Here is a 23,494-nt window from a genome sequence, read left to right as displayed (position 1 = left end):
CTACCGGTAGAGCAGGGTGGCCATCCGGCGGGCCGCGACCACCAGGCCGAGCACCGTCAGCACCAGCAGGTACGCCACGTCGGGCAGCCAGCCCCACCCGTCGGCGCCGACGCAGACGCCCCGGATCAGGTGCACCGCGCGGTAGAGCGGGGTCACCTCCACCAGCCAGCGCAGCACCTGCGGGTACGCCTCGGCCGGCACGAAGGTGCCGGAGAAGAGGAACAGCGTGAACTGGACCGACCCGAGCAGGTCCAGATCCTGCCAACTGCGCATGAACGTCGCCAGCGCCAGCCCGGCCGCGCCGAAGGCGAACCCGACCAGCACCGCGGCCGGCACCACGACCAGCCCCCGGGACAGGGTGGTCAGGTCCATCGCCACCAGCACCACCACGAAGGCCACCGAGTAGGCACTGCCCCGCACCATCGCCCAGCCCAGCTCGCCGAGGGCGATCTCGATCGGCCGCAGCGGGGTGGCGATCATCCCGTCGTAGAGCTTGAGCTGCTTGAACTTGCCGAAGAAGTTGAAGGTGGTCTCCGCCAGCGCCCCGGTCATCGCCGCGGAGGCCAGCATCGCCGGGGCGACGAAGGTGGCGTACGACACCACCTGCCCGCCCGGCAGGGTGAGGTCGCCGACCAGGGCGCCGACCCCGACGCCGATGGCGAGCAGGTACAGCAGCGGCTCCAGGAGACCGGAGACCAGCAGCAGCCAGTAGGACAGCTTCATCGCCGTCACGTTGCGCCCGGCGACCCGGGCCGAGCGGCGGGCCGTGCCGGCGGCGGCGACCAGCCGGGGCAGCACCAGAGCGACCATCACGCCTCCCTAGACGACCAGCCGGCGGCGGAACACCCGCAGCGCGAGCAGGCACCCCACCAGCGCCCAGCCGGCGAGGTAGAGCAGGTGCCCCGGTGTCGGCCAGGGCGGGGCGACCCCCAGCGTCGCCGCCCGGCACAGCTCGACGCCGTGCCAGAGCGGGGAGAGGTACGCCAGCCCGCGCAGCCCCACCGGCAGCGACTCGACCGGGAAGAACACCCCGGCGAAGAGGGTCATCGGCAGCACCGCGAAGCGGAACAGGATGGTCAGGTGGTTGTCCGTGGGCACCACCGCGCTGACCGCGAAGACCGGCGCGGCCACAGCCAGCCCGAGCAGGGCGACCACCGGCGGCACGGCCAGCGCCCAGCCCGGGCGCAGCACCCCGAACACGGCGGCCACCAGCAGGAACGCCGTGGTGGAGAGGAGCACCCGCAGGAGCACGAAGGCCAGGTGCCCGGTGAGGATGTCGCCGACCCGCAGCGGCGCCGCCTGCTGCCCGGAGTAGACCCGCGACCAGTGGAAGCCGCTGTACACCGGGTAGGTCGACTCCAGCACCGCCACCTGGAGTGCGGTGGAGGCGATCAGGCCGGGCACCACCCAGTCCAGGTAGTCGACCCCGCCGACGCCCTGCTCCACGTACGCCCCGACGCCCACCCCGAAGCCGAGGACGGTGAGCAGCGGCAGCAGGAACGACGTGAAGACGCCGGACCGCCAGGTGCGCCGGTAGCTGGTCAGGTAGTAGCCGAGCACCGGCCACGCCGGCACCCGGGGCCGGGTCACCGGCCGGCCCGCCAGGTCGGTCCCGTCCACTGCGCCCGCCCCCTCTACTCGACCAGGGTCCGGCCGGTGAGCAGCAGGAAGACGTCCTCCAGACTGCTGCGCCGGACCAGGACGTTCGCCGGGGCCATCCCCCGCCCGTGCACCTCGGCGACGGCCGCGTCCCCGTCGGCGACGTAGAGCAGGACCCGGTCGGGCAGCACCTCGACCCGTTCCCCGAGGCCGGCCACCATGCCCGCGTACTTCTCCTGCGACTCGGCGGCGAAGCGCAGCTCCACCACCTCCCGGGTGGAGTACCGCTCGATCAGCGCCCGGGGTGCCCCCTCGGCGACGATCCGGCCGCCGTCCATCACCACCAGCCGGTCGCAGAGCTGCTCGGCCTCGTCCATGTAGTGGGTGGTCAGCACCAGCGTGACGCCCTGCTGCTTGAGCCGGAACAGCCGTTCCCAGACCAGGTGCCGGGCCTGCGGGTCCAGCCCGGTGGTGGGCTCGTCGAGCAGCACGATGTCCGGCTCGTTGACCAGCGCGCGGGCGATGGTGAGCCGGCGCCGCATGCCCCCGGACAGCGGCTCGACCTTGCTGTCGGCGCGCTCGGTGAGCTGCACGAAGTCGAGCAGCTCGGCGGCCCGTTGGCGGGCCACCCGGCGGGGGATGCCGAAGTACCGGGCGTAGACGACCAGGTTCTCCCGGACGGTCAGCTCCGGGTCGAGGCTGTCCACCTGGGGGCAGACGCCCAGCCGGGCCCGGATCGCCGCGCCGTCGCGGACCGGGTCCAGCCCGAGGATGCGCAGCTCGCCCTCGCTGGGTGGGGAGATGCAGCCGACCATCCGCATGGTCGACGTCTTGCCGGCCCCGTTGGGGCCCAGGAAGCCGAACGCCTCACCCGCGCGGACGTCGACGTCGATGCCGTCCACCGCGGTGAAGTCGCCGAACCGCTTCACCAGGCCCCGGGCGTGAATGAGGGGTCGCGCGCCGGTCACCGCCCCGACCCTAGTCGCCGCAGCGCGATCCCGCCGCCCCGCTCCGTGTCGGCCGGGCGGCGGGACCGGTCACAGGTCGGCCGGTGCGGTGGCGGCGCGGGCGGCGGCGACCAGCAGGTCGGTCTCGGTCAGCACCGCCTCGTCCGCCACCGGCGTCCCCGGGTCGAAACGCACCGTCCAGGTCAGGCCGTCCACCCCGGACACCCGCCGGGCCGCGATCCGGCCGGCGCCGCCGGGCACCGGGTGGTGCTGGGTGTACGCCACCGACTTGGTCACCCGGGTCCGCACCTGGTACGGCAGGTCACCCGGGTCGACGAGCGGGTACGTCTGCACCGGCAGGTCCGCCACCACCAGGTACCCGTTCCGCTCGGCGACCTGCTCCGCCGGGGTGACGCCCAGCTCCTTCCCCGACCAGGTGGCCTTGAGGATCTCGTGCCAGCCCAGCCGCTGCGCCCGGCCGGGCAGCCAGAGCCCCCGGTTGGTGGCGACCAGCACCCCGTCGCCCTCGCCGGTGCCGGCCGCCGCCCAGGCCAGCACCCGCTCGTCGGTCTCCAGCGGCGGCCGGTCGGCCGGTGGCAGTTTCGGTCGGCGTCGGAACAGTCCCATCACAGCCCTCCCGCGGCCTGCTCGCGCAGCGCCCGCGCGTGCTGCTCCAGGGAGAGCAGCTCCCCGAAGAGCGCGAAGTACTCGTCCTTGTTGGCCACCGGGTTGATCCGCTGGATGCGGGACTTCAGGTCCCTGATCCGGGCGGTGACCGAGCCCCACTGCAACTGGGCCATGGTGATCGAGACGTACCGGGGGTCCGGCTCGCCGTCGATCCGCAGCGGCTCCACCGCCAACTCCCCGACCAGCGCCTGGGCCGCCAGGTCGGCGCAGGCGTCGCGGACCGAGGAGATCCAGACCGCGCCGCCGGCCGCCGCCGTCTCCCCCGCCGCGCCGCCGGCCTCGGCGACCGCCGTCCGGACCACCGCGTGCACCGGGTGCCGGTACGCCGCCGCCTCGACCGCGTCGAACATCGGCCCGGCGAGCACCGGCACCTGGAGGGCGAGCTTGAGCGCCTCCCGCTCGACCATCGACTGCGGGCTGTCCACCGCCGGCTCGACCCGCGCGGCACGGGTGGGGCGGCCCGGGGCCGACGCCGCGTCCCGGCCGTCGGTGGCGGCGAGCACGGCCCGCTGCACCGGCTCGATCTCCATGCCGAGGTCCCCGGCGAGCTTGCGGACGTACTCCGGGCGCTTCTCCCGGTCCTTGATCTTGGCGACCAGCGGGGCGGCCCGGCGCATCGCCTCCACCCGGCCGTCGACGGTGTCCAGGTCGAACCGGTCGATCACGTGCCGCAGCGCGAAGTCGACGAGCGGCTCCCGCCGGGCGATCAGGTCGCGCACGGCCAGGTCACCCTTGGCCAGCCGCAGGTCGCACGGGTCCATGCTGTCCGGGCTGACCGCGATGAAGGTCCGGCCGACGAAGCGCTGGTCCTCCTCGAAGGCGCGCAGCGCGGCCTTCTGCCCGGCGGCGTCCCCGTCGAAGGTGAAGATGATCTCGCCGGCCACGTCGTCGGTGTCCAGCAGCAGCCGGCGCAGCACCCCGATGTGGTCGGCCCCGAAGGACGTCCCGCAGGTCGCCACCGCCGTCGGCACCCCGGCCAGGTGGCAGGCCATCACGTCGGTGTACCCCTCGACCACCACCACCCGGCCCTGCTTGGCGATCTCCCGCTTGGCCTGGTCGACGCCGTACAGCACGTGCGACTTCTTGTAGATCGGGGTCTCCGGGGTGTTCAGGTACTTCGGGCCGTCGTCGTCGGCGAAGAGCTTGCGCGCGCCGAAGCCGACCACGTCGCCGGTCAGGTCCCGGATCGGCCAGAGCAGCCGGCGGCGGAACCGGTCGATCAGCGAGCCGGAGCGGGCCGGCCGGGACAGCCCGGCGGTGACCAGCTCGTCGTGGCTGAAACCCTGCTGGCGCAGGTGCTTGGTGAGCAGGTCCCAGGCGTCCGGGGCGAACCCGCAGCCGTACCGCTGGGCGGCGGCCCGGTCGAAGCCCCGCTGCGCCAGGAACTCCCGCGCCGGCCGGGCCCCGGCGGTGCCGAGCTGGGCCTGGTAGAACTCCACGGCGGCGGCGTGCGCGGCGACCAGGCGCTGCCGCTGCCCCTGCGGGGCACGGGGCCGGGGGCTGCCCGTCTCGGTCTCGACGTAGCGGAGCTGGATGCCGGCGCGGGCGGCGAGCCGCTCCACCGCCTCGACGAAGCTGAGGTGCTCGGCGTCCATCAGGAACTTGATCGCGTCCCCGCCGGCCCCGCAGCCGAAGCAGTACCAGACGTTGCGGGCGGGCGAGACGTTGAACGAGGGGCTCTTCTCGTCGTGGAACGGGCAGAGCCCCTTGAGGTTGCCGCCACCCGCCGACCGGAGGGTCACCGTCTCGGAGATCACGTCGTCGATCGCGGTGCGCTCCCGGACCAGTGCGATGTCCTCGTCCCGGATCCGCCCAGCCATCGCCCCACCCCCTCGGCCCTCCATCCTGCCCTGCGCCGGTGATCGTGGTACCGCCGGGTACGCCCGCGCCGCCCGCCCGTCGGTGACCCGGACCCGGGGCCGGCCGGAGCACCGGCGGGCGGCCGGTCACCGGTCGCGGCGACGCAGGTAGCGGCGGACCGGCGGGGCGTCCTCCTCGTCATAGGAGCGGGCGGTGCGCAGCGCCTCGGCCACGCCGCGACGACGGACCCCGGAGGGGGGCGGGTTCACCGCCGGGTCGCGGGACATGTCCCGCAGCATGGCGGCGGCGACGCAGAGCATCGCCAGCACGAAGGGCAGCGCCACCATGATCGTGGCCTGCTGGAGGGCGTCCAGCCCGCCGGCGACCAGCAGCGCCGCCGCCACCGCGCCGATCAGCACCCCCCAGACGACCACCACGACCCGGTGCGGGCGTAGCGCCCCCCGGGAGGTCAGCGAGCCGACCACCAGCGAGGCCGAGTCGGCGCTGGTGACGAAGTACAGCCCGATCAGCACCATCGCCAGCACGCTGGTGATCCCGGCCAGGGGCAGCGCCTCCAGCAGCCCGAACAGCGCCTGCTCGGAGCCGGCCGCCGCGTCGGCGACCAGGTCCCGGGTGCCGGTGGCCTGGGTGCGCAGGGCGCTGCCGCCCAGCACCGCGAACCAGACCGCGCTCGCCCCGCTGGGCACCAGCAGGACGCCGACGACGAACTGGCGCACCGTCCGTCCCCGGGAGATCCGGGCGATGAAGGTGCCGACGAAGGGCGCCCAGGAGATCCACCACGCCCAGTAGAAGATCGTCCAACTGCCGAGCCAGGCGTGGTCGGAGAAGGCCCCGGTCCGGGTGGACATGGTCAGCAGGTTGCTCAGGTAGTCGCCGACGCTGGCCGGCAGCACCTCCAGGATGTAGACCGTCGGCCCGACCACGAAGACGAAGACCATCAGCCCGACGGCGAGCAGGATGTTCGTGGTGGAGAGCCACTTGATGCCCCGGTGCAGCCCGGAGAAGGCGGAGAGCACGAAGGCCAGGGTGAGCGCGGCGATGATCACCAGTTCGACGGCGGCGCTCTCCTGCACCCCGGCGACCAGGTTCAGTCCCGCGGCGATCTGGAGGGCACCCAGGCCGAGGCTGGTGGCGGTACCGAAGACGGTGGCGAAGACGGCGAGCAGGTCGACGCCCTTGCCGATCGGCCCGTCCGCCCGCTCCCCGAGCAGCGGGTGCAGCGCCGAGGAGATCCGGTTGTCCCGCCCCCTGCGGAACGTCGAGTAGGCCAGGGCCAGCCCCACCACCGCGTAGATCGCCCACGGGTGCAGGGTCCAGTGGAAGAGGGTGTACTGCATCGCCGCCGAGGCGGCGGCCCCGGTCTCCGGTTGCACCCCGGTCGCCGGGGGTGGCGTGGCGTAGTGCTGGATCGGCTCGGCGACCGCGAAGAAGACCAGGCCGATCCCCATCCCGGCGGCGAACATCATCGAGGTCCAGGCGAGCGTGTTGAACTCGGGCTCGTCGGTGTCGCGGCCGAGCCGGATCCGGCCGAACCGGGAGGCCGCGACCAGCACGGCCAGCACCACGAAGATGTTCGCCGCGACCACGAAGAACCAGCCGAAGGTGTCGATCACCCAGCTCAGCCCGGCCTCGCCGAAGCTGGCCAGCGAGTCCCGGCCGAGGAAGCCCCAGGCCACCACGGCCAGCACCCCGCCGATGCTCAACGCCAGCAGCACCGGGTCCGGCCGCCGGTCCACCTCCGGTCGCGGCTGCGGCGCCGTCTCCGTCACCGGGTCTGTCGTGTCAGCCATCTTCGCTCGTCTCACTCTTGGCGGGGCCCATACCCATGGTGATCGAGCCTCAGACGGTCGCGGTGACGAAATCCATTGTTGATCTCCGTTTACCGCCCGGATCAGCCGACGACGGCGGCCTCCTCCGCCTCGACCTGCTGGTTCCAGGCGGCCTTGGTGGAGCGCCAGCCCTCGTCGTCCATGCCCCGCCGCCAGTAGCCGGAGATGGACAGCCACTCCCGGGGGACGCCCCGCTCGACGCGCAGCAGCCGGCGCAGGTCCTTGACGAAGGTCGCCTCGCCGTGCACGAAGGCGTGCACCGTGCCGGGCGGGAAGTCCAGTGCCCGCACCGCCGCGACCAGCGCCTCGCCGACCGGGCGGTCGCCCCGGTGCAGCCAGGTCAGCTCCACCGCCCCGGGGCTGTCCAGCGGCTGTTCCTCGGCCGCGTCGGCGATCTCGACGAAGACCCGGGCCGGGGCGCCGGCCGGCAGCCGTTTCAGGGCCGCGCCGATCGCCGGCAGCGCGCTCTCGTCGCCGACGAGCAGGTGCCAGTCGGCCGCCGGGCTGGGCGCGTACGCCCCACCCGGGCCGACGAAGTGCACCGGGTCGCCGGGGCGCAACCCGGCCGCCCACGGGCCGGCCAGCCCCTCGTCGCCGTGGTGCACCACGTCGACGGTCAGCTCGGCGGTCACCGGGTCGAAGGCCCGCACGGTGTACGCCCGCAGCCGGGGCCAGTGCTCCCGGGGCAGGTCACGCTTGATCTCGGCGAGGTCCAGCGGGGTCGGGTACGTCACCCCGGGCACCGGGAAGACCAGCTTGATGTAGTGGTCGGTGTACTCGCCCACCGGCAGGCCGACCAGGTCCTCACCGCCGAGCACCAGCCGGACCAGGTGCGGGGTGGGCCGCTCGGTGCGCACCACCCGGGTGGACGTGACCTTCTTCGGGCGCTCCGTCATGCGGTTAGGCTATCCTAAGTACGGTCGGTGTCCAGCGGGTGACCGACAGCGGGACCCGCCCCCGGCCGACCGGTGAGCCGGTGGTGCCAGGCGACGGCGGCCGGATCGGTGAGCGAGGCGACCTGGTCGATCACCACCCGCAGCCGGGCCGGGTCGCTGTCGGCGGCCCGCCACAGCGGCGCGAAGACCGGGTCCAGCCCCTCCGGCGCCCGGCGCACCAGCGCCGCCACCAGTTCGGCGAGCACCTCCCGCTGGCGGGCGTACCGGGCCTCGGCGCCGGGCCGGCGCATCACGTACCGCAGGGCGATCCCCTTGAGCAGCGCGCACTGCGCCCGGATCCGACGCGGGACGACCAGGTCGGCGGCGTACCGCCGGTGCGGGCCGGGGCCGTACCGGGCCTGCGTGGCGGCCACCGCCGCCGCGACGAACCGGCCGGTCAGCAGGCTGGTGGTGGCCTTCAGCCCGGCCTGCGCCCGGTGACTGCCGTCGTAGTCGGCCAGCCCGGCCAGCGCCGGCTCGGCGAGCAGGTCCACCAGCACCGCCGCCAGGTCGGTGGCGGACTCCCCGGAGTACGTGGCGGCGACGTCCGCGCAGAGCGCGGCCCGCTCGGCCGGGTCGACCAGCAGCGGACGCAGCGCGACGTACCCGGAGTGCACACCGTCCTCCACGTCGTGCACCGAGTACGCCACGTCGTCGGCCCAGTCCATCACCTGCGCCTCCAGGCAGCGCCGCCCGTCGGCGGGGGCGCCCGCCCGCAGCCAGTCGAAGACCGGCCGGTCGTCGGCGTACACCCCGAACTTGCGCTGGCCGGGGCGGCGCGGCCAGGGGTACTTGCCGGTGGCGTCGAGCGCGGCCCGGGTCAGGTTGAGCCCGGCCGAGGTGCCGTCCGGGGCGAGCACCTTCGCCTCCAGCCGGGTCAGCACCCGCAGCGTCTGGGCGTTGCCCTCGAACCCGCCGCAGCCGCCGGCCAGCAGGTCCAGGGCGGCCTCGCCGTTGTGCCCGAAGGGCGGGTGACCGAGGTCGTGGGCGAGCCCGGCGGTGTCCACCACGTCCGGGTCGCAGCCCAGCCGGGCGCCCATCTCGCGGGCGATCTGCGCCACCTCCAGCGAGTGGGTCAGCCGGGTCCGCAGGAAGTCGTCGGTGCCGGCGGTGTGCACCTGGGTCTTGGCGGCCAGCCGGCGGAACGCGGCCGAGTGCAGCACCCGGGCCCGGTCCCGTTCGTACGCGGAGCGCCCGTACCCGCTGTCCTTCGCGGGCTCGGGCACCCGCCGCCGGGCCTCCTCGGGCACCACCGGGTCGGCCGGGTCCGGGAGACCGGGGGCGGTCGGCCGCGCCGGAGAACCCACGCTGATCACCCCTCGACCTCGGTCGCGCCGCCGGGGGCGCGGTCGCCTGCACGGTACCCCTACCCCGAGCACTCAACCACGACTCAGGATCGTCCATCCGGCCATCCGGCCAGGCGGCGCAGCATGGGCGTTTCACGATCAGGGAGCGGTGCGTCGACCGGGGAACCCGACGACGGCGACGACGCGACGGCCGGGCCGAGTACGGCCGGCACAGTGTCCACGAGCCCGATCCTTTCGAGCTGCCCCACCTGTCAGACCACGCCCACACGGATCCGACGACGGCGAGCTGCGGCCGGCACTGAGTGCCGGGTCAGCGTCGGCGCACGCAGACGTCACACGCTCTCCACCCGCACCGGCGTACCGCGCCCTGCCCCGTCTGTGCGGGCAGTTCCACAGGAAGTCGAGGCCATCCCACCGACAAGCCCGGGGCGAGACGTCACCCGCCTGACCCCGGGGAACCCGCTGGCCGCCACGGCCGCCCACGAGCAGGGCGAAGACCCGGCCCGGGTGGTTCAGGCGGGAGTGCCGCCCTGGAGGGCGGCGAGGGTGTGCACCTGGGCCCGGGTGTCGGTGTAGAGGCTGGTGTACCCGGCGTAGAGGGTGTCGTAGGTGCCCCGCACCGCCGGGTCGGGACGGACGATCTCGCCCGGCCGGGTCCAGTCGGTGTCCGGGGCGACCAGCCCGGCCCCGGTCGCGGCCAGCAGGGCGTCGCCGTAGCTGGCCCCGATGGTCACCTCCGGTACCTCCTGCTCCCGGCCGGTGACGTCGCTGACGATCCGGGTCCAGAGCCCGCCCTGGGTCCCCCCGCCCACCGCGACCAGCCGGCGCACCGGGTTGGCCGGGGTGTCCAGCAGCTCCAGGATCTGCCGGATGCCGAAGGCGATGCCCTCGTACACGGCCCGGAACAGGTGGCCCCGGCCGTGCCGCAGGGTCAGCCCGGCGATCACCCCCCGGGCGTCCGGGTCGAAGATCGGGGTGCGTTCCCCAGCGAAGTACGGCAGCAGCAGCAGCCCGTCGGAGCCCGCCGGCACCCGGGCCGCCTCGGCGACCAGGGTCTCGAAGGGCACCTCCCCGACCAGGTCCCGTACCCAGCTCGTCAGGCTCCCCGAGGTGGCCATCCCGGCGGCCAGGCAGTGCTGGCCCGGGGCCACCCCGGCGGTGTTCCAGAGCTGCGGATGCCGGGCGATCCCTTGGAGCTGCTGCACGAAGAACATGGTGGAGCCGTACATCAGCATCAGGTCACCGGGGCGGCGTACCCCGACGCTGACCGACTCCGCCCAGGCGTCCACCGTGCCGGCGCAGACCGGGGTTCCCTCCGGCAGGCCGGTGGCCTCCGCCGCCGCCCGGGTCACCCCGCCGACGATCTCCGCCGACCAGGCCAACCGGGGCGGGGGCAGGTGCCCCATGATCTCGGCGTACCAGGGCTGGTGCCAGTCCCGCGCCTCGATGTCGTACAGCGGCACCGACTGGCTGGCGGTGTGGTGGTCCAGGACATACTCGCCGGTCAGCTTCCGCACCACGTACGAGCTGGAGTTGTACCAGCGGCGGGCGGCCTGCCAGACCTGCGGCTCGTGCCGGCGTACCCACTCGGCCTTCGGCCCGACCGCCTGGGTGGTCAGCGGGGTACCGGCCCGGGTCAGCACCTGCTCCGCCCCGTACCGCCCGGTCAGTTCGGCGATCTCGGCGGTGGCCCGCATGTCGATGCCGTACAGGATGGCCGGGCGGACCGGGCTGTCCTGCTCGTCGCAGAGGACCAGGCAGGGGCCGACCCCGCTGACGCAGACCGCCGCGATCGAGGCCCCCTGGGCGGCGGCGGTCAGCTCGGCGGCGATGGAGACCACGTCGGCCCACCAGACCCCCTCGGGGTCCACCTCCGCCCAGCCCGGTCGGGGCAGGGACATCGACCGGGGGCGGGGCCGCACGGCGGTGGCCACCACCCGCCCCTGCGCGTCGGTGAGCACCCCCTTGCTGCTCCCCGTCCCCAGGTCGATGCCGATCAGCAGCGGGTCCATCAGAGACTCACGTCGCCGCAGACGTGCACCACCAGGCCCAGCTCGGCGAACATCGCCGCCTTGGCGGCCAGGGCCTTGTCGGCGGTGGCGGCGTCCGGGGCGTACACCACGTTGAGGTGGTTGGCCTTGTGCCGGGCCATGAGCTGGTCCCGGCCGACGCCGTGCAGCACCGCGTGCATGATCGGCCACTGCGGGTTGGTGGCGTTCAGCCGGCGCTGGGTCTCCTCCGCCGGCAGCTCGACCGCGCTGCCCCGGCCCAGGTCGACGTGGAGGACGCCGTCCATGATGAACACCCGCGACCAGACGATCTCCCCGGGCTTGGAGACGCCGCTGAGGGTGCCACCGCCCAGCGGGAAGAACATCGGCGGCTGCCGCATGCTCCAGCTCTTGTCGTACCCGCCGTTGTGCGAGGCGGGCACCGAGCCGGAGATCTCCATCACCCAGACGAACCGGCCGTCGTACTCCTCGCCCCACCGGATGTCGTGCAGGGTGGTCGCCGGGTCCAGCCCCATCGCGGTCCAGATCCGGTTGGTGACCAGGGAGTCCACGGCCACCCCCTCGTCGACCTCGTTGAAGTGCGGCAGCGGCGCGCCGGCGTACAGCTCGCGGGCGTCGTCGCGGCTGCGCACCGGGGGCCGGGAGACGTTGTTGAGCAGCCCCTCGACCAGGTCGCTGGCCGGCACGACGTCCTTGAGGCCGAGCTGGTACTGGATGCCCACCGCGTCCAGGCCGAAGTCGTCGGAGATGCGCAGCGCGGCGACGTACATCTTGAACTGGCTGTGGAGCTGGGCGTCGGTCAGCTCGGTGGCCTCGTCGGTGCCGGTGTGGAAGGTCAGCCCGGCGGCGTCGAGCCAGTCCCGCACGGCCTGGGCCTCGGCGTCGGTGACCTTGCCCATCTCGGCCACCAGGGCGCTCTGCGACAGCCGCTCCTTGTAGATGCCGAGCGGGTTGAGCAGCTCGTCGTCGATGACGGCGTTGTACATGCCCATGCAGCCCTCATCGAAGACGCCGATGATGGCCTTGTCCCTGCGGAGCTGCTCGGCCAGCGCCCGGCCGAGCCGGACCTCCTCGGTCTCCGGCAGCGCCGGCAGGTCCCGCACGTGGCTCAGGTCGTGCTCCAGCGTGCCGGTCTCCAGCCAGGTCCGCAGCCCGTCCACCGCCCAGTCGTCGGTGAACTTCTCGCTCCACAGGACGGAGTGCGCCACCCCCGCCTTGGTCAGGCTGGCGGTCAGCCCGAGCAGGCCGACCAGGCCGGGGAACTCGCCGTTCCAGTTCGCCACCACCAGGATCGGTCCCCGGTGGGTCCGCAGCCCGGCCAGCACGTGGTGGCTGAACTGCCAGACCGCCTCGGCGACGATCAGCGGGGCGTCCGGCGGGATCGACCTGAACACCTCGATGCCCTGCCGCTGGCTGGCGATGAAGCCGTGCCCGGCGTCGGCGTCGTACGGGTGGGCCCGCTGGACCCGGTGGCCGAGGGCGGTGACCGCCCGCTCCAGGTCGGCCTCGAACTGCCGCTGCGTGGGCCAGCAGGTGACGTTGGCGCTCAGCCGCTGGTCACCACTGGCGACGGTGTAGACGACCCCCGGCTCGGCCTGGGGCTGTTCGGTCGACGCGGGAAAGGCGTAGCTGCTCACGAAGGGCTCCTTGGGACGGGTGCGGACAGGGTCAGAGCAGGTCGGCGACGTCGGCTTCGAGGGCGCGACGGTCGGCCGGCGAGATCGGGTCGAGCGGGGCCCGCAGCCCGCTGGCCGGCAGGCCGCGCAGTTCGAGCACGGCCTTGAGGTGGGCGAGGTTGCCCTGCCGGGTGGCGGCCACCGCGCGCAGGGACCGTTCCCGGGCCACCGTCAGGGCGGCGGCGTCCCCGCTGCGCAGGGCGTCCCGGACGGCCAGGAACGGGCCGGGCAGCACCGAGCTGACCCCGGACACCACCCCGGCCCCACCGGCATCGACGACCTCGGTGAACTCGGCGTCGGCGCCGGAGTAGACCGGCACCGCCGGGTCGGCCAGCGCGGCGAGGTACCCGCCCAGCACGTCGGTCGGCTCACCGCTGATCTTCACGCCGGCCAGTCCGGTGCCGGCCAGCCGGGCCAGCAGGGCCGGGGAGACCGTGGTGGTGGTCCGGGCCGCGAAGAGGTACCCGTACACCGGCCGCCCGGCGGCGGCGGCCACCACGGCCTCGTAGTAGCCCAGCAGGGCCGCCTCGGTGGCCGGGAAGTAGTGCGGGGTCAGCGCAGCGAACCAACGGGCCCCCCGGTCGACGGCGGCCCGGGTCAGCGCGACCGCCTGGTGGGTGGAGGCGTGCCCGACGTGCCAGTAGGTCCGCTCCGGGCCGAACGCCTCGCCCGCCTCGACGCAGACGGCCAGCCGCTCGTCGTCGGTGAGGGTGGTGAACTCCCCGGTGGTGCCGGCCACGAAGACCCCGTCCAGCGGCTGCGGGGCGAGCTGGTCGTAGGCGGCCCGGGTGGCCTTCAGGTCGACCGCGCCGTCGGACTCGAAGAGGATCGGCAGGGCACTGATCAGGTTCGCGGCGGGATGGGCCGTCATGGGGTGCGCTCCGAGGGGTCGAGCAGGGCGAGCACGATGCCGCGCCGCTGCCAGGTGTAGGTCACGACGAGCCGGTCCCCGACGGGGACCAGGCAGGGGTACGAGAACTCGTTGTCCCCGGTGGTCTGCACCCCGGAGTCGGCGGGCCGGTAGCCCTCGCCCGCCGTCTCGCCGAGGGACTCCTCCAGGGTCAGCCAGGGCTGGAAGGTCTTTCCCTCGTCGGTGGAGGTGGAGACGACCAGGGGGGCGCGGCTGGCCCAGTCCCCCACCGTCGGGTTGTGGGCCAGGTACACGGTGTCACCGAGGCGGGCGACGGCGACGCCGGAGTTGTTGTTCGGCACCCCGCTGAGCGTCCCCGGCGACCAGGTCTCGCCCTCGTCGTCGCTGCTCGCGGCGACCAGCCGGCCGGCGGTGCTGCGGGCCAGCAGCCGCACCGTGCCGCCCGGGGTCTGCCAGAGGGCCGGCTGGATGGCGCCGGCGCCGGGGAACGTGTCGTGGTCGAGGGCGATGTCCGGCCGCCGCCGCCAGGTCCGGCCGTCGTCGTCGCTGAGGTCGACGAAGCAGTCCCAGCGGGGGCGCTCCCCCCAGGTCTCGGTGGAGGCCCCGGCGAGCAGCCGGCCGGAGCGCAGCCGCAGCGGCGGGGTACGGACCGGGCCCCGGCCGCCGGGCTCCCCCACCCGTCGCGGGGTCGACCAGGTCCGGCCCCCGTCGGCCGAGGTCACCTCGTACGTCACCCAGGCCGAGATGGTCGTGCCGACCTTGAACCAGCAGACCAGATCGCCGTCGGTCCGCCGGTGCAGCACCGGGTTCCAGCAGGGGGCCAGGTCCCCGCTGACGACCACCGGTGCCGACCAGTCGGCACCGGCCCCGGTGGCGAGCCAGATCCGGGAGTTGGCCGCCCCCTCGTGGTCACCGGCGAACCAGGCGACCACGAGGGATCCGTCGACCGGGCAGACGGTGCTGCCGTGACACTGACCGGGGACGTCCCGGACGACGGCGTGCTTCGCCGTCACCGGCTCGCCCCGGCGGGGACCGGCGGGTCGGTCGGGGTGTCGCTGTCCTCGGGGCGCTGCCGGCGGGCCTTGATCCGGGCGCGGACCCGGGGCAGCGCGACGGCCGCCACGCCCAGCAGCAGCAGACCCACCGCGATCGGGCTGGTGTAGATGGTCTCCAGCCCGCCCAGCTCCATCGACCGGCGGAAGTTCCGCTCGGCCAGCGGGCCGAGGATCAGGCCGAGGACGATCGGGCCGGCCGGGAAGCCGTACCGGCGCAGCAGCAGCCCGAGCACGCCGAACACGAGCATGACCCCGACGTCGAAGACGCTGGTGTTCACCGCGTACGTGCCGACGACGCAGAAGGTCAGGATGACCGTCCAGAGGAACCGGTTGGGCAGTTCGAGGAGCTTGGCGACCCCGCGCATGCGCAGCAGGCTCAGCCCCAGGGTCAGCACGGTGGCGAAGAACATGATGCCGGCGATGGAGTAGACCAGGTCCGGCTGGTTACTGAAGAGGCCCGGACCGGGCTGGATGCCCCAGATGATCATCGAGCCGAGCATGACCGCCATCACCGAGTCACCCGGCACCCCGAGGGCGAGGGTGGTCAGCACCGACCCACCGACCCCGGCGTTGGAGGAGCCGTCGGCGGCGGCGACACCCTCGATCGAGCCCTTGCCGAACTTCTCGGGCTCCTTGGAGACCCGCTTGGCCTGGTTCCAGGCGACGATGCCGCCGATGTCCCCGCCGACGGCGGGCAGGACCCCGACCACGGTGCCGACGCCCGAGCCGACGGCGATCGGCTTGACCAACTGCCGGGTCTCCCGCTTGTTCGGCCACCAGCGGCCGAAGTTGGTGATCGGCTTCTGGGAGGCGTGCTTCTTGGAGATCATCTGGCTGAACACCTCGGCGATGCCGAAGAGGCCGATGATCACCGCGATGAAGGGGACCCCCTCCACCAGCTGCGGGATGCCGAAGGTGAACCGGTCGGAGCCGTCCATCGGGTCCCGGCCGATGGCGCCCAGGGCCAGGCCGAAGAGACCGGCGATGAGGCCCTTGACGAGCTGCTTGCCGGAGACCTCGACCATCATGGTCAGACCGAAGATCACCAGGGCGAACATCTCCGGGGACCCGAACCGCATGGCCACCGTGCTCAGCGGGATCGCCGCGACCATCAGCACCGCGATGCCGACGAAGCCACCGATCGCCGAGGCGAAGGCCGAGGCGGTCAGCGCGAGGCCGGCCTTGCCCTGCTTGGCCATCGCGTACCCGTCGAAGGTGGTGGCGATCGACGCGGGGGTACCCGGGGTGTTGATCAGAATGGCCGGTACCCGGTCACCGAACTGGGCCCCGATCAGGATGGTCAGCAGCACGGCCAGGCCGGGCAGCGGATCCATGGTCAGGGTGAAGGCGCTGGCCAGGGCGACCGCCATGGTGGCGGTGACCCCGGGGAAGGCGCCGACCAGCATGCCGATCGCCGCGCCCGCGAGGACGCAGAGCAGCATCTCCAGGGAGAGGAGGGCACCGAAGCCCTCGACCAGTGGGTTCATAGCGGGACCCTCAGCAGCAGGCCGAAGAGGACGTAGATCAAGACCGTCACCCCGGCGGGGAAGAGAACCAGGTCCTTGAGCCCCCGGCCCCCGGCGATCCAGGTCAGGGCGGCGACGAAGACCAGCCCGGAGACCAGGAAGTGCACGAAGTACCAGAGGAAGCCGAAGGCGACCGTGGCCAGGACGAAGCCGACCACCCGCACGATCCCCGAGCGGACGACGGGGCCCTCCTCCTCGTCGTCGTCATCGACCTTCGGCGTGCTGACGAAGGACGAGACGATCTGGAGGACCGAGAGGCCCATGATCCCGTAGGCCAGGGCCTCGGGCCAGATCCGGGGGCTCACCGCCATCGCCCGGGCCGGCAGCTCGATCGAGCGGGCCATCCAGAGCAGCGCGGCGCCCAGCACCAGGCAGATCGCCCCCAGTGCCGCCTCGCGCCAACGCGAGGCGGCACCGGAGTCACCCTGGGTCGGCGGGTGGACGGTAGCCATTACCCGTAGATCTCCCCGAAGCGCTCGAACTCGGACTGGGCGAACTGGGTGGCCTCGTCGGGCGAGGTCGCCAGCGGGGTGTTGCCGGCCTTGGTCATCACGTCCTGGAAGGTCTGCGACGAGGCGGCCTTCTGCACGGCGGCGGCCAGCCGCTCCTTGACCGCGTCCGGCAGCCCGGCGGGGGCACCCATCAGGCCCCAGCCACCGATGACCACGTCGATGCCCTGCTCCTTGGCGGTGGCCACGTCCGGCAGCGAGCTGACCCGCTCCGGCGCCAGCACGCCGAGGACCCGGAGCTGGTTGTTGGCGGCCGCGGAGGCGGACTCGCTGACCCCGGCCATCACGGCCTGGACCTCGCCGGAGACCGCGGCGGCCACCGCGGGGGCACCACCGTCGTACGGCACCGGCTTGAAGGTCGCCCCGGCCGCCTCACCGAGGGCCAGGGTGGCGGCCTCCCAGATCGCCCCGGCGCCCGAGTTCGACACGGTGATCGTGCCCGGGTTCTGCTTCGCCGCGGCGAGCAGCTCGTCGAGGGTCTGGTACGGGCTGTTCGTCGGCACCGAGAGGGTCGCCGGGGCGTTCATGACCTGCCCGAGGATGGTGTACTGCTCCGGCTTGATGTCGGCGCCCTGGTGGCCCAGCATCGACACCTCCACCGGGATGAACCCGATGGAGTACCCGTCGGCGGGGCGGTCCTTGAGGTAGGTCAGGCCGACCCGGCCACCGCCGCCGGTGCGGTTCTCGACCACGATCGACCGGCCGAGGTCCGCCTCCAGCTCCTTGGCCAGGGTACGGGCGGTCAGGTCGGAACCACCGCCGGCGCCGGCGTGCACGACGAGGGTGAAGTCCTTCGCGGGGAAGTTCTCGGCGTCGCCGGAGTCGCTACCGCCCCGGTTGGCGCAACCGGTCATGACCAAGGTGCCGGCGAGGGCGACAGCGGCGAACCGCAGCATGCGTGATCTCATTGATCGGTCTCTCTCTGGACGGGGGTCGGGGGAATCGCGGACCGCAGTCGCGAACAGGTCGTCTGCAGGTGGCGGTGCAGCTCGGCCTTGACTTCGAGCACCTTGCCGGCCGCGATCAGGTCGGCGAGGTCGTGGTGCTCCCGCGCCGAGGGCGCGAGATCGGCCAGCCGCTTGCCGGAGGCGTGCAGCAGGCCCTCGATGGTGGGGCGGAACTGGTTCCACAGGACGCTGAGCCGGGTCAGCCCGGCGACCTCGAAGAAGGCGCTGTGGAACCGGACGTCCGCGGTGGTGAAGGCGGTGGCGTCACGGTCGGCCAGGGCCGCGTCCATGTCGACCAGGGCCGCCTGTAACTGGTGGGCGAGGACCTCGCGCCGGACGGTGATGGCCCGCTCCACCGCCAGCAGTTCGAACGCCTCCCGGAGAGCCATCAGCTCCTCGATGTCGGCGTCGCTCAGCGAGCGGGTGACCGCGTTGCGGCCGGAGCCGGTGACCAGTCCCTCCGCCCGCAGGATGCGGATGGCGTCCCGGACCGGACCCCGGCTGACCCGGAAGGAATCAGCCAGCTCCTCCTCGACGAGCCGGGTCCCCGAGGGTACGTCGCCCACGATGATGCGGCGGCGCAGCTCGGTGGCCAGCTTCTCGCCGAGGGACTCCGCCCTGATCGGCCTGACGTCCAACACGATTGTCCTCCTGGTAACTGTTAACAGTTAACACTCGGTTTCACCGAGCGTCAACGGGGGATACGAGCGAGTTTCTCGTTGTTTCCTGCCTGCGTCATGCCTGGTGACAGCCCATGTCCGACTCCGACCGGGGGGAAGGAAGGGCCCCTTCTTAACGCCTGCGGTAGAGAAGGGCTCCCTTCTCACACCCCGCGCCGCGTGGACGGCGGGAGGCCCGGCCGGGTGGACGGCGGGACGCCCCGCCGGGTGGGGGCCGGGCCTCGGGCGGGCAAGCAACGCTGCCGGCGGAGCCGCCCCGCCCCGGCAGCGGGCCCGACTGCACGACGGCGCGGCGGGCCACGGCGGCGAACAGCGACCGGGGCGGACCGACGGGGTGCAGCAGCCGGGGCGGACCGACGGGGTACAGCAGCCGGGCGGACCGACGGGGTACAGCGACCGGGGCGGACCGAGGGCGAACAGCGGCCGGGGGGACGGACGTGCCCACGGCAGCAGGCGCGGGGGGCCGGGCCCGGCACCGGTGGGCGCACGGGTGGCGGGGCTCGTCGGGGCACGGGTGGCCGGGATCCGCCCCGTGCTCCGTCCGGCCTCCGGCGTGCCGGCGGTACGGCGAGGGCGGCCACGTCACCGGCGGCACCGTCGGTGCTCAGTCGCGGCGTTCCGACCCCTTCGTGCGCTGCGGGGTGGAAACGGATGCCCGGGTGCCGGGACGCACGATGTCGACCGGTGGACCGGGCAGCCGTGGCAGCACCTCCCCGGGACGACCCCGTGCCCCCGGACAGAGGTGACTCACGCCGCCGGCAGGACGCAGAACTCGTTGCCCTCCGGGTCGGCCAGCACCACCCAGCCGACCTCCTCGTCCTGGCCCACGTCCACGTGCCGGGCACCCATGTCGACCAGGCGCTCGACCTCGGCCTCCTGGTCGCTGGGGCGCAGGTCGAGGTGGAGACGGTTCTTGACCTTCTTGTCGTCGGGTACCGGCACGAAGACGAGACCCGGTGCGCCGGCCAGGGAGGGCCGGATCTCCACCTCGTCGGGCGTCTCGGTGACGACCCGGTACCCGAGTGCCTCGGCCCACCAGTGGGCGAGCCGGGCCGGGTCCCGGGCGTCCACGGTCACCTGGGCCCACGTGCTGCTCACGCCCGGACCTCCCGCCGGCCGATCCCGGCACCGACCGCCCCGCGCCGACCGCTGGCCTCGATCATCTGGCCACCCCTCGCTCCCGGATCCGACAGTTCGAGCCCGCTCAGGTTACGCCGGACCGGGCCGCCCGGCGCGGCGGGAATCGAGTGTGGACACACTGGCAACCTCCGATCAGGCAACCTTTGTGGACCGATCGTCAACCCCTCGGGGATCGCGTCGTACGCACAGCCACCGGTAGCGTTTTGGCAGCAGAACGTGACCAGTGGACCGGTACGCCTGAAGCACGACCTCGAGGAGAGCCGATCGTGGACGCAGACGCGGTGATGGTGACGGAGTTGCGGGCGCTGCGCCACCGCCGGCCGGAGGTGACCGGGGGCGTGCTGGCCGGTACGGACGGCCTGCTCATCGCCAGCGACCTGCCGACCACCGACGCCACCCACCTGGCGGCGCTCTCCGCCGCGAGCTTCGGGCTCGGCCAGCGGATGGCGGACACCATCGACCGCAGCGAGTTCCACGACTTCGTGCTGAACACCTCGACCGGCACGGTGGTGGTCTGCCCGGCCGGGTTGCACGCCCTGCTCACCCTGGTCATCGGCCCGACCACCGATCTGGCGGCGCTGCGCGGGGAGGCCCGGGAGGTGGCGGCGCGGGCCGGGGCCCGCTTCGAGGTCCAGCGCACCGGCGTGGAGAGCATCCAGTTGACCCAGGGGCACGCGCCGCTGGCGGTCCGTACCCCGATGGCCACCCTGCCGGCGCAGTTGCGCCGCACCCGACCCCCGGCCTGGCGCCGCCCGCCCGTCTGACCGGCGACCGGCCCGCCCGTCGGGCCACTGCCGACTCAGCGGCTGTCCGAGCCCTCGCTGCTCACCACCGCCCGGCCCGCCTCCAGCCGGGCGACCGGCACCCGGAACGGCGAGCAGGAGACGTAGTCCAGCCCGACGTCGTGGAAGAAGTGCACCGAGTCGGGGTCGCCACCGTGCTCGCCGCAGATCCCGAGCTTCAGGTCCGGCCGGGCCGCCCGGCCCTCCTCGGCGGCGATCCGGACCAGCCGCCCGACCCCGTCCCGGTCGATCGACTCGAACGGGGAGATGCCGAAGATGCCCAACTCCAGGTAGCGCCAGAAGAACGCGCCCTCGACGTCGTCGCGGGAGAACCCCCAGCCCATCTGGGTCAGGTCGTTGGTGCCGAAGGAGAAGAACTGCGCCGCCTCGGCGATCTGCCCGGCGGTCAGCGCCGCCCGGGGTACCTCGATCATCGTGCCGATCAGCACCTCCACCCCGCTCTCCCCGACCACCTCCGCGATGATCTTCTCGGCCTCGGCCCGTACCGTCTCCAGCTCCTGGACCGCGCCGACCAGCGGGACCATGATCTCGGGCCGGGCCACCGACCCGGCCCGGGTGACCGTGACGGCGGCCTCGGTGATCGCCCGGACCTGCATCGCGAAGAGGCCGGGGATGACCAGGCCGAGCCGGACCCCGCGCAGGCCGAGCATGGGGTTCTCCTCGTGCATCCGCCGGACGGCGGCGAGCAGCGCCTCCTCCCGGGCCACGTCCTCGCCGCGCTCCTGGGCCACCGCGACGTCCACCGCGAGTTGCTCCAGCGGGGGCAGGAACTCGTGCAACGGCGGGTCGATCAGCCGGACCGTCACCGGCTGCCCGGCCATCTCGCGGAAGATCTCTTCGAAGTCGGCGCGCTGCAACGGCAGCAACGCGGCCAGCGCGTCCGCGCGCTCGGTGTCCGTGCGGGCCAGGATCAGCCGTTCCACCAGTTCCCGCCGGTCCCCGAGGAACATGTGCTCGGTCCGGCACAGGCCGATGCCCTCGGCGCCGAAGCGCCGGGCCCGCGCGGCGTCCGCGCCGGTGTCGGCGTTCGTCCGGACCGCCAGCCGCCGTCGGGCGTCCGCGTGCGTCATGATCCGGTGTACGGCGCGGACCAGCGCGTCGTCGCTGCGCTCCGGGTCGACGTCCCCCTCGAAGTACCGGACCACCTCGGAGGGCATCACCGGCACCTCACCCAGGTACACCTTGCCGGTGGTGCCGTCGACGGAGACGACGTCGCCCTCCGTCACGGTCCGCCCGGCGACGGTGAACCGCCGCTGCGGGACGTTCACGTCGATCTCGTCGGCACCGGAGACGCAGGTCTTGCCCATGCCCCGGGCCACCACCGCGGCGTGGCTGGTCTTGCCGCCGCGTGAGGTGAGGATGCCCCGGGCGGCGATCATGCCGTTGAGGTCGTCCGGGTTGGTCTCCCGGCGGACCAGGATCACCGCCTCGCCCTCGCCGGCCAGTTCGACGGCGCGGGCCGAGGTGAAGACCACCTTCCCGCAGGCCGCTCCGGGGGACGCCCCGACGCCGGTGGCGACCGGCTCGATGCCGTGGTCGAGCTGGAACCGGGGGAACATGAGCTGCGCCAGTTGCGCGCCGGTGACCCGGTGCAGCGCCTCGTCGAGGTCGATCAGGCCCTCGTCGACGAGCTGACCGGCGATGACGAACGCGGCGGCGGCGGTCCGCTTGCCGACCCGGGTCTGGAGCATCCAGAGCTTGCCGCGCTCGATGGTGAACTCGATGTCGCACAGGTCCCGGTAGTGCCGTTCCAGCCGGGCCATGAAGTCGAGCAGTTGGTCGTAGGAGCGCTGGTCGATGCGCGCCAACTCCTGGAGGGGCACCGTGTTGCGGATGCCGGCGACCACGTCCTCGCCCTGGGCGTTGGCCAGGTAGTCGCCGTAGATGCCCTGGTTGCCGGTGGCCGGGTCGCGGGTGAAGGCGACCCCGGTGCCGGAGTCCGGGCCGAGGTTGCCGAAGACCATCGCCACCACGTTGACCGCGGTGCCGAGGTCGGCGGGGATCCGCTCCTGGCGGCGGTAGAGCACCGCCCGCTCGGCGTTCCACGACCCGAAGACCGCCCGGATCGCCAGGTCGAGCTGCTCGCGCGGGTCCTGTGGGAACTCCCGGCCGGTGTGCGTGGCGAAGACCTTCTTGTAGGCCCCGACCAGCTCGCGCAGGTCGTCGGCGGTCAGGTCCAGGTCGCTGGCGGCCCCCTTGGCCCGCTTCGCCGCGTCGAGGGCGTGCTCGAACTCCTCCCCCGGCACCTCGCAGACGGTCTTGCCGAACATCTGGATCAGCCGGCGGTACGAGTCCCACGCGAACCGTTCACCCCCGCCGGAGGCGGCCCCGTCCGGCCCCCCGCCGGCGGCGGCTCCGCCCCCGTCCCGGCCGGCGGCTCCGGCGCCCGCCTGCGCGGCGAGGCCGACGACGCTGCGGTCGTTCAGGCCGACGTTGAGGACGGTCTCCATCATCCCGGGCATGGAGAACTTCGCCCCCGAGCGGACCGAGACCAGCAGCGGGTCCTGCGGGTCGCCCAGCCGCCGGCCCATGGCCCGCTCCAGCGCGGCGAGGTGGTCGGCGATCTGCGCGGCCAGGCCGTCCGGCTCCCGACCGGTGGCCAGGTACGCCTGGCACGCCTCGGTGGTGATGGTGAAGCCGGGCGGCACCGGCAGGCCGAGGTTGGTCATCTCGGCCAGGTTGGCCCCCTTGCCGCCGAGCAGGTCCTTCAGGTCCTTGTTGCCCTCGGCGAAGTCGTAGACGTACTTGTGCCCCGCCTGGTCCGGCCGCCCTGGTTGTCCCGGCTGTCCCGCCGGGTGCTGGTGCGCCTTCTGCTGTGCCGCCATCCCGAGCCCTCCCACACGCGCCGACCCGACACTTAACGAAGGTTCAGTTTCCACTCGCACCGACGCCAACCCCGGAATCCCGGGAATCGACGCCAATGGGAGTGGGCGAAGGTTACGCGAACTTCGCCTGCCTTGGGGACCATTCGGTGACCATCCGCACAGACATCACGACTATCCGCGTTCGTACGGGTATCTGGGAACGATCCCACGCGCACGATTACGCAATGCCACGGCTCCTCGTATCCTTGGCAGCACCCAACGTCAAAATTCGTGTTTGCCATATTCGCCGCGAATACACCCCGCCGGAGGTGTCCCCGTGCCGTCCGCC

General features: G+C 73.2%; 19 protein-coding genes. 1 reads left to right on the top strand and 18 read right to left on the bottom strand.

Annotated features, from left to right (window positions below):
- The 17 genes from ACQUFX_RS00565 to ACQUFX_RS00485 all read right to left on the bottom strand — a co-directional run bounded on the left by ACQUFX_RS00565 (nt 1) and on the right by ACQUFX_RS00485 (nt 19,496).
- The gene (locus ACQUFX_RS00565) at nt 1–810 is read right to left on the bottom strand and encodes an ABC transporter permease (RefSeq protein ID WP_428964063.1); all 810 of its coding nucleotides are present in this window, start codon (nt 808–810) and stop codon (nt 1–3) included.
- 9 nt (nt 811–819) lie between these two features.
- A complete protein-coding gene (locus ACQUFX_RS00560; protein WP_428964062.1) occupies nt 820–1,620 on the bottom strand; it encodes an ABC transporter permease in 801 nt (266 codons plus the stop codon).
- A 14-nt stretch (nt 1,621–1,634) separates the two neighbouring features.
- Nucleotides 1,635–2,567, bottom strand: a complete 933-nt coding sequence (locus ACQUFX_RS00555; protein ID WP_428964061.1) for an ABC transporter ATP-binding protein — start codon at nt 2,565–2,567, stop codon at nt 1,635–1,637.
- 69 nt (nt 2,568–2,636) lie between these two features.
- Nucleotides 2,637–3,173, bottom strand: coding sequence for a hypothetical protein (locus tag ACQUFX_RS00550; RefSeq protein ID WP_428964060.1), 537 nt, complete (start codon nt 3,171–3,173; stop codon nt 2,637–2,639).
- Nucleotides 3,173–5,077, bottom strand: a complete 1,905-nt coding sequence (gene dnaG, locus ACQUFX_RS00545; RefSeq protein ID WP_428964059.1) for a DNA primase — start codon at nt 5,075–5,077, stop codon at nt 3,173–3,175. Before dnaG ends, ACQUFX_RS00550 begins: the two co-directional genes overlap by 1 nt.
- A 102-nt stretch (nt 5,078–5,179) precedes the next feature.
- A complete protein-coding gene (locus ACQUFX_RS00540; RefSeq protein WP_428964058.1) occupies nt 5,180–6,844 on the bottom strand; it encodes a BCCT family transporter in 1,665 nt (554 codons plus the stop codon).
- A gap of 101 nt (nt 6,845–6,945) precedes the next feature.
- On the bottom strand, nt 6,946–7,779 hold the full coding sequence (locus ACQUFX_RS00535; RefSeq protein WP_428964057.1) for a siderophore-interacting protein: 834 nt from the start codon (nt 7,777–7,779) through the stop codon (nt 6,946–6,948).
- 14 nt (nt 7,780–7,793) lie between these two features.
- Nucleotides 7,794–9,071 (bottom strand): deoxyguanosinetriphosphate triphosphohydrolase, encoded by a 1,278-nt coding sequence (locus ACQUFX_RS00530; protein ID WP_428966815.1) that lies wholly within the window; start codon nt 9,069–9,071, stop codon nt 7,794–7,796.
- 566 nt (nt 9,072–9,637) lie between these two features.
- Nucleotides 9,638–11,137 carry an FGGY-family carbohydrate kinase gene (locus ACQUFX_RS00525; protein WP_428964056.1) on the bottom strand — a complete coding sequence of 500 codons (1,500 nt, stop codon included), beginning with the start codon at nt 11,135–11,137 and terminating at the stop codon, nt 9,638–9,640.
- Nucleotides 11,137–12,771, bottom strand: coding sequence for a fucose isomerase (locus ACQUFX_RS00520; RefSeq protein WP_428964055.1), 1,635 nt, complete (start codon nt 12,769–12,771; stop codon nt 11,137–11,139). Before ACQUFX_RS00520 ends, ACQUFX_RS00525 begins: the two co-directional genes overlap by 1 nt.
- Nucleotides 12,772–12,802: 31 nt before the next feature.
- Nucleotides 12,803–13,681, bottom strand: a complete 879-nt coding sequence (locus ACQUFX_RS00515; protein ID WP_428964054.1) for a dihydrodipicolinate synthase family protein — start codon at nt 13,679–13,681, stop codon at nt 12,803–12,805.
- On the bottom strand, nt 13,678–14,694 hold the full coding sequence (locus ACQUFX_RS00510; protein ID WP_428964053.1) for an exo-alpha-sialidase: 1,017 nt from the start codon (nt 14,692–14,694) through the stop codon (nt 13,678–13,680). The genes ACQUFX_RS00515 and ACQUFX_RS00510 overlap by 4 nt, the downstream gene beginning before the upstream one ends.
- A complete protein-coding gene (locus ACQUFX_RS00505) occupies nt 14,691–16,223 on the bottom strand; it encodes a tripartite tricarboxylate transporter permease (protein ID WP_428964052.1) in 1,533 nt (510 codons plus the stop codon). Before ACQUFX_RS00505 ends, ACQUFX_RS00510 begins: the two co-directional genes overlap by 4 nt.
- Complete coding sequence (locus tag ACQUFX_RS00500; protein ID WP_428964051.1) at nt 16,220–16,714, bottom strand: tripartite tricarboxylate transporter TctB family protein; 495 nt, start codon at nt 16,712–16,714, stop codon at nt 16,220–16,222. The genes ACQUFX_RS00505 and ACQUFX_RS00500 overlap by 4 nt, the downstream gene beginning before the upstream one ends.
- Entirely contained in the window at nt 16,714–17,679 is a 966-nt protein-coding gene (locus ACQUFX_RS00495) for a tripartite tricarboxylate transporter substrate binding protein (RefSeq protein ID WP_428964050.1), read from the bottom strand. The genes ACQUFX_RS00500 and ACQUFX_RS00495 overlap by 1 nt, the downstream gene beginning before the upstream one ends.
- On the bottom strand, nt 17,676–18,359 hold the full coding sequence (locus ACQUFX_RS00490; RefSeq protein ID WP_428964049.1) for a GntR family transcriptional regulator: 684 nt from the start codon (nt 18,357–18,359) through the stop codon (nt 17,676–17,678). Before ACQUFX_RS00490 ends, ACQUFX_RS00495 begins: the two co-directional genes overlap by 4 nt.
- Before the next feature lie 786 nt (nt 18,360–19,145).
- Nucleotides 19,146–19,496, bottom strand: coding sequence for a VOC family protein (locus ACQUFX_RS00485; protein WP_428964048.1), 351 nt, complete (start codon nt 19,494–19,496; stop codon nt 19,146–19,148).
- A gap of 308 nt (nt 19,497–19,804) precedes the next feature.
- Here ACQUFX_RS00485 and ACQUFX_RS00480 point away from each other — a divergent pair, with 308 nt between their 5' ends.
- Entirely contained in the window at nt 19,805–20,302 is a 498-nt protein-coding gene (locus ACQUFX_RS00480) for a roadblock/LC7 domain-containing protein (protein ID WP_428964047.1), read from the top strand.
- 35 nt (nt 20,303–20,337) lie between these two features.
- On the opposite strand, the gene ppdK is transcribed toward ACQUFX_RS00480, so the two are convergent.
- Nucleotides 20,338–23,166 carry a pyruvate, phosphate dikinase gene (gene ppdK, locus ACQUFX_RS00475; RefSeq protein ID WP_428964046.1) on the bottom strand — a complete coding sequence of 943 codons (2,829 nt, stop codon included), beginning with the start codon at nt 23,164–23,166 and terminating at the stop codon, nt 20,338–20,340.
- Nucleotides 23,167–23,494: the final 328 nt, after the last annotated feature.

Source organism: Micromonospora fluostatini (genome assembly GCF_050410825.1).
In the GTDB taxonomy this organism is placed as follows: domain Bacteria; phylum Actinomycetota; class Actinomycetes; order Mycobacteriales; family Micromonosporaceae; genus Micromonospora; species Micromonospora rosaria.
This window is presented reverse-complemented; position numbering and strand designations above follow the sequence as displayed.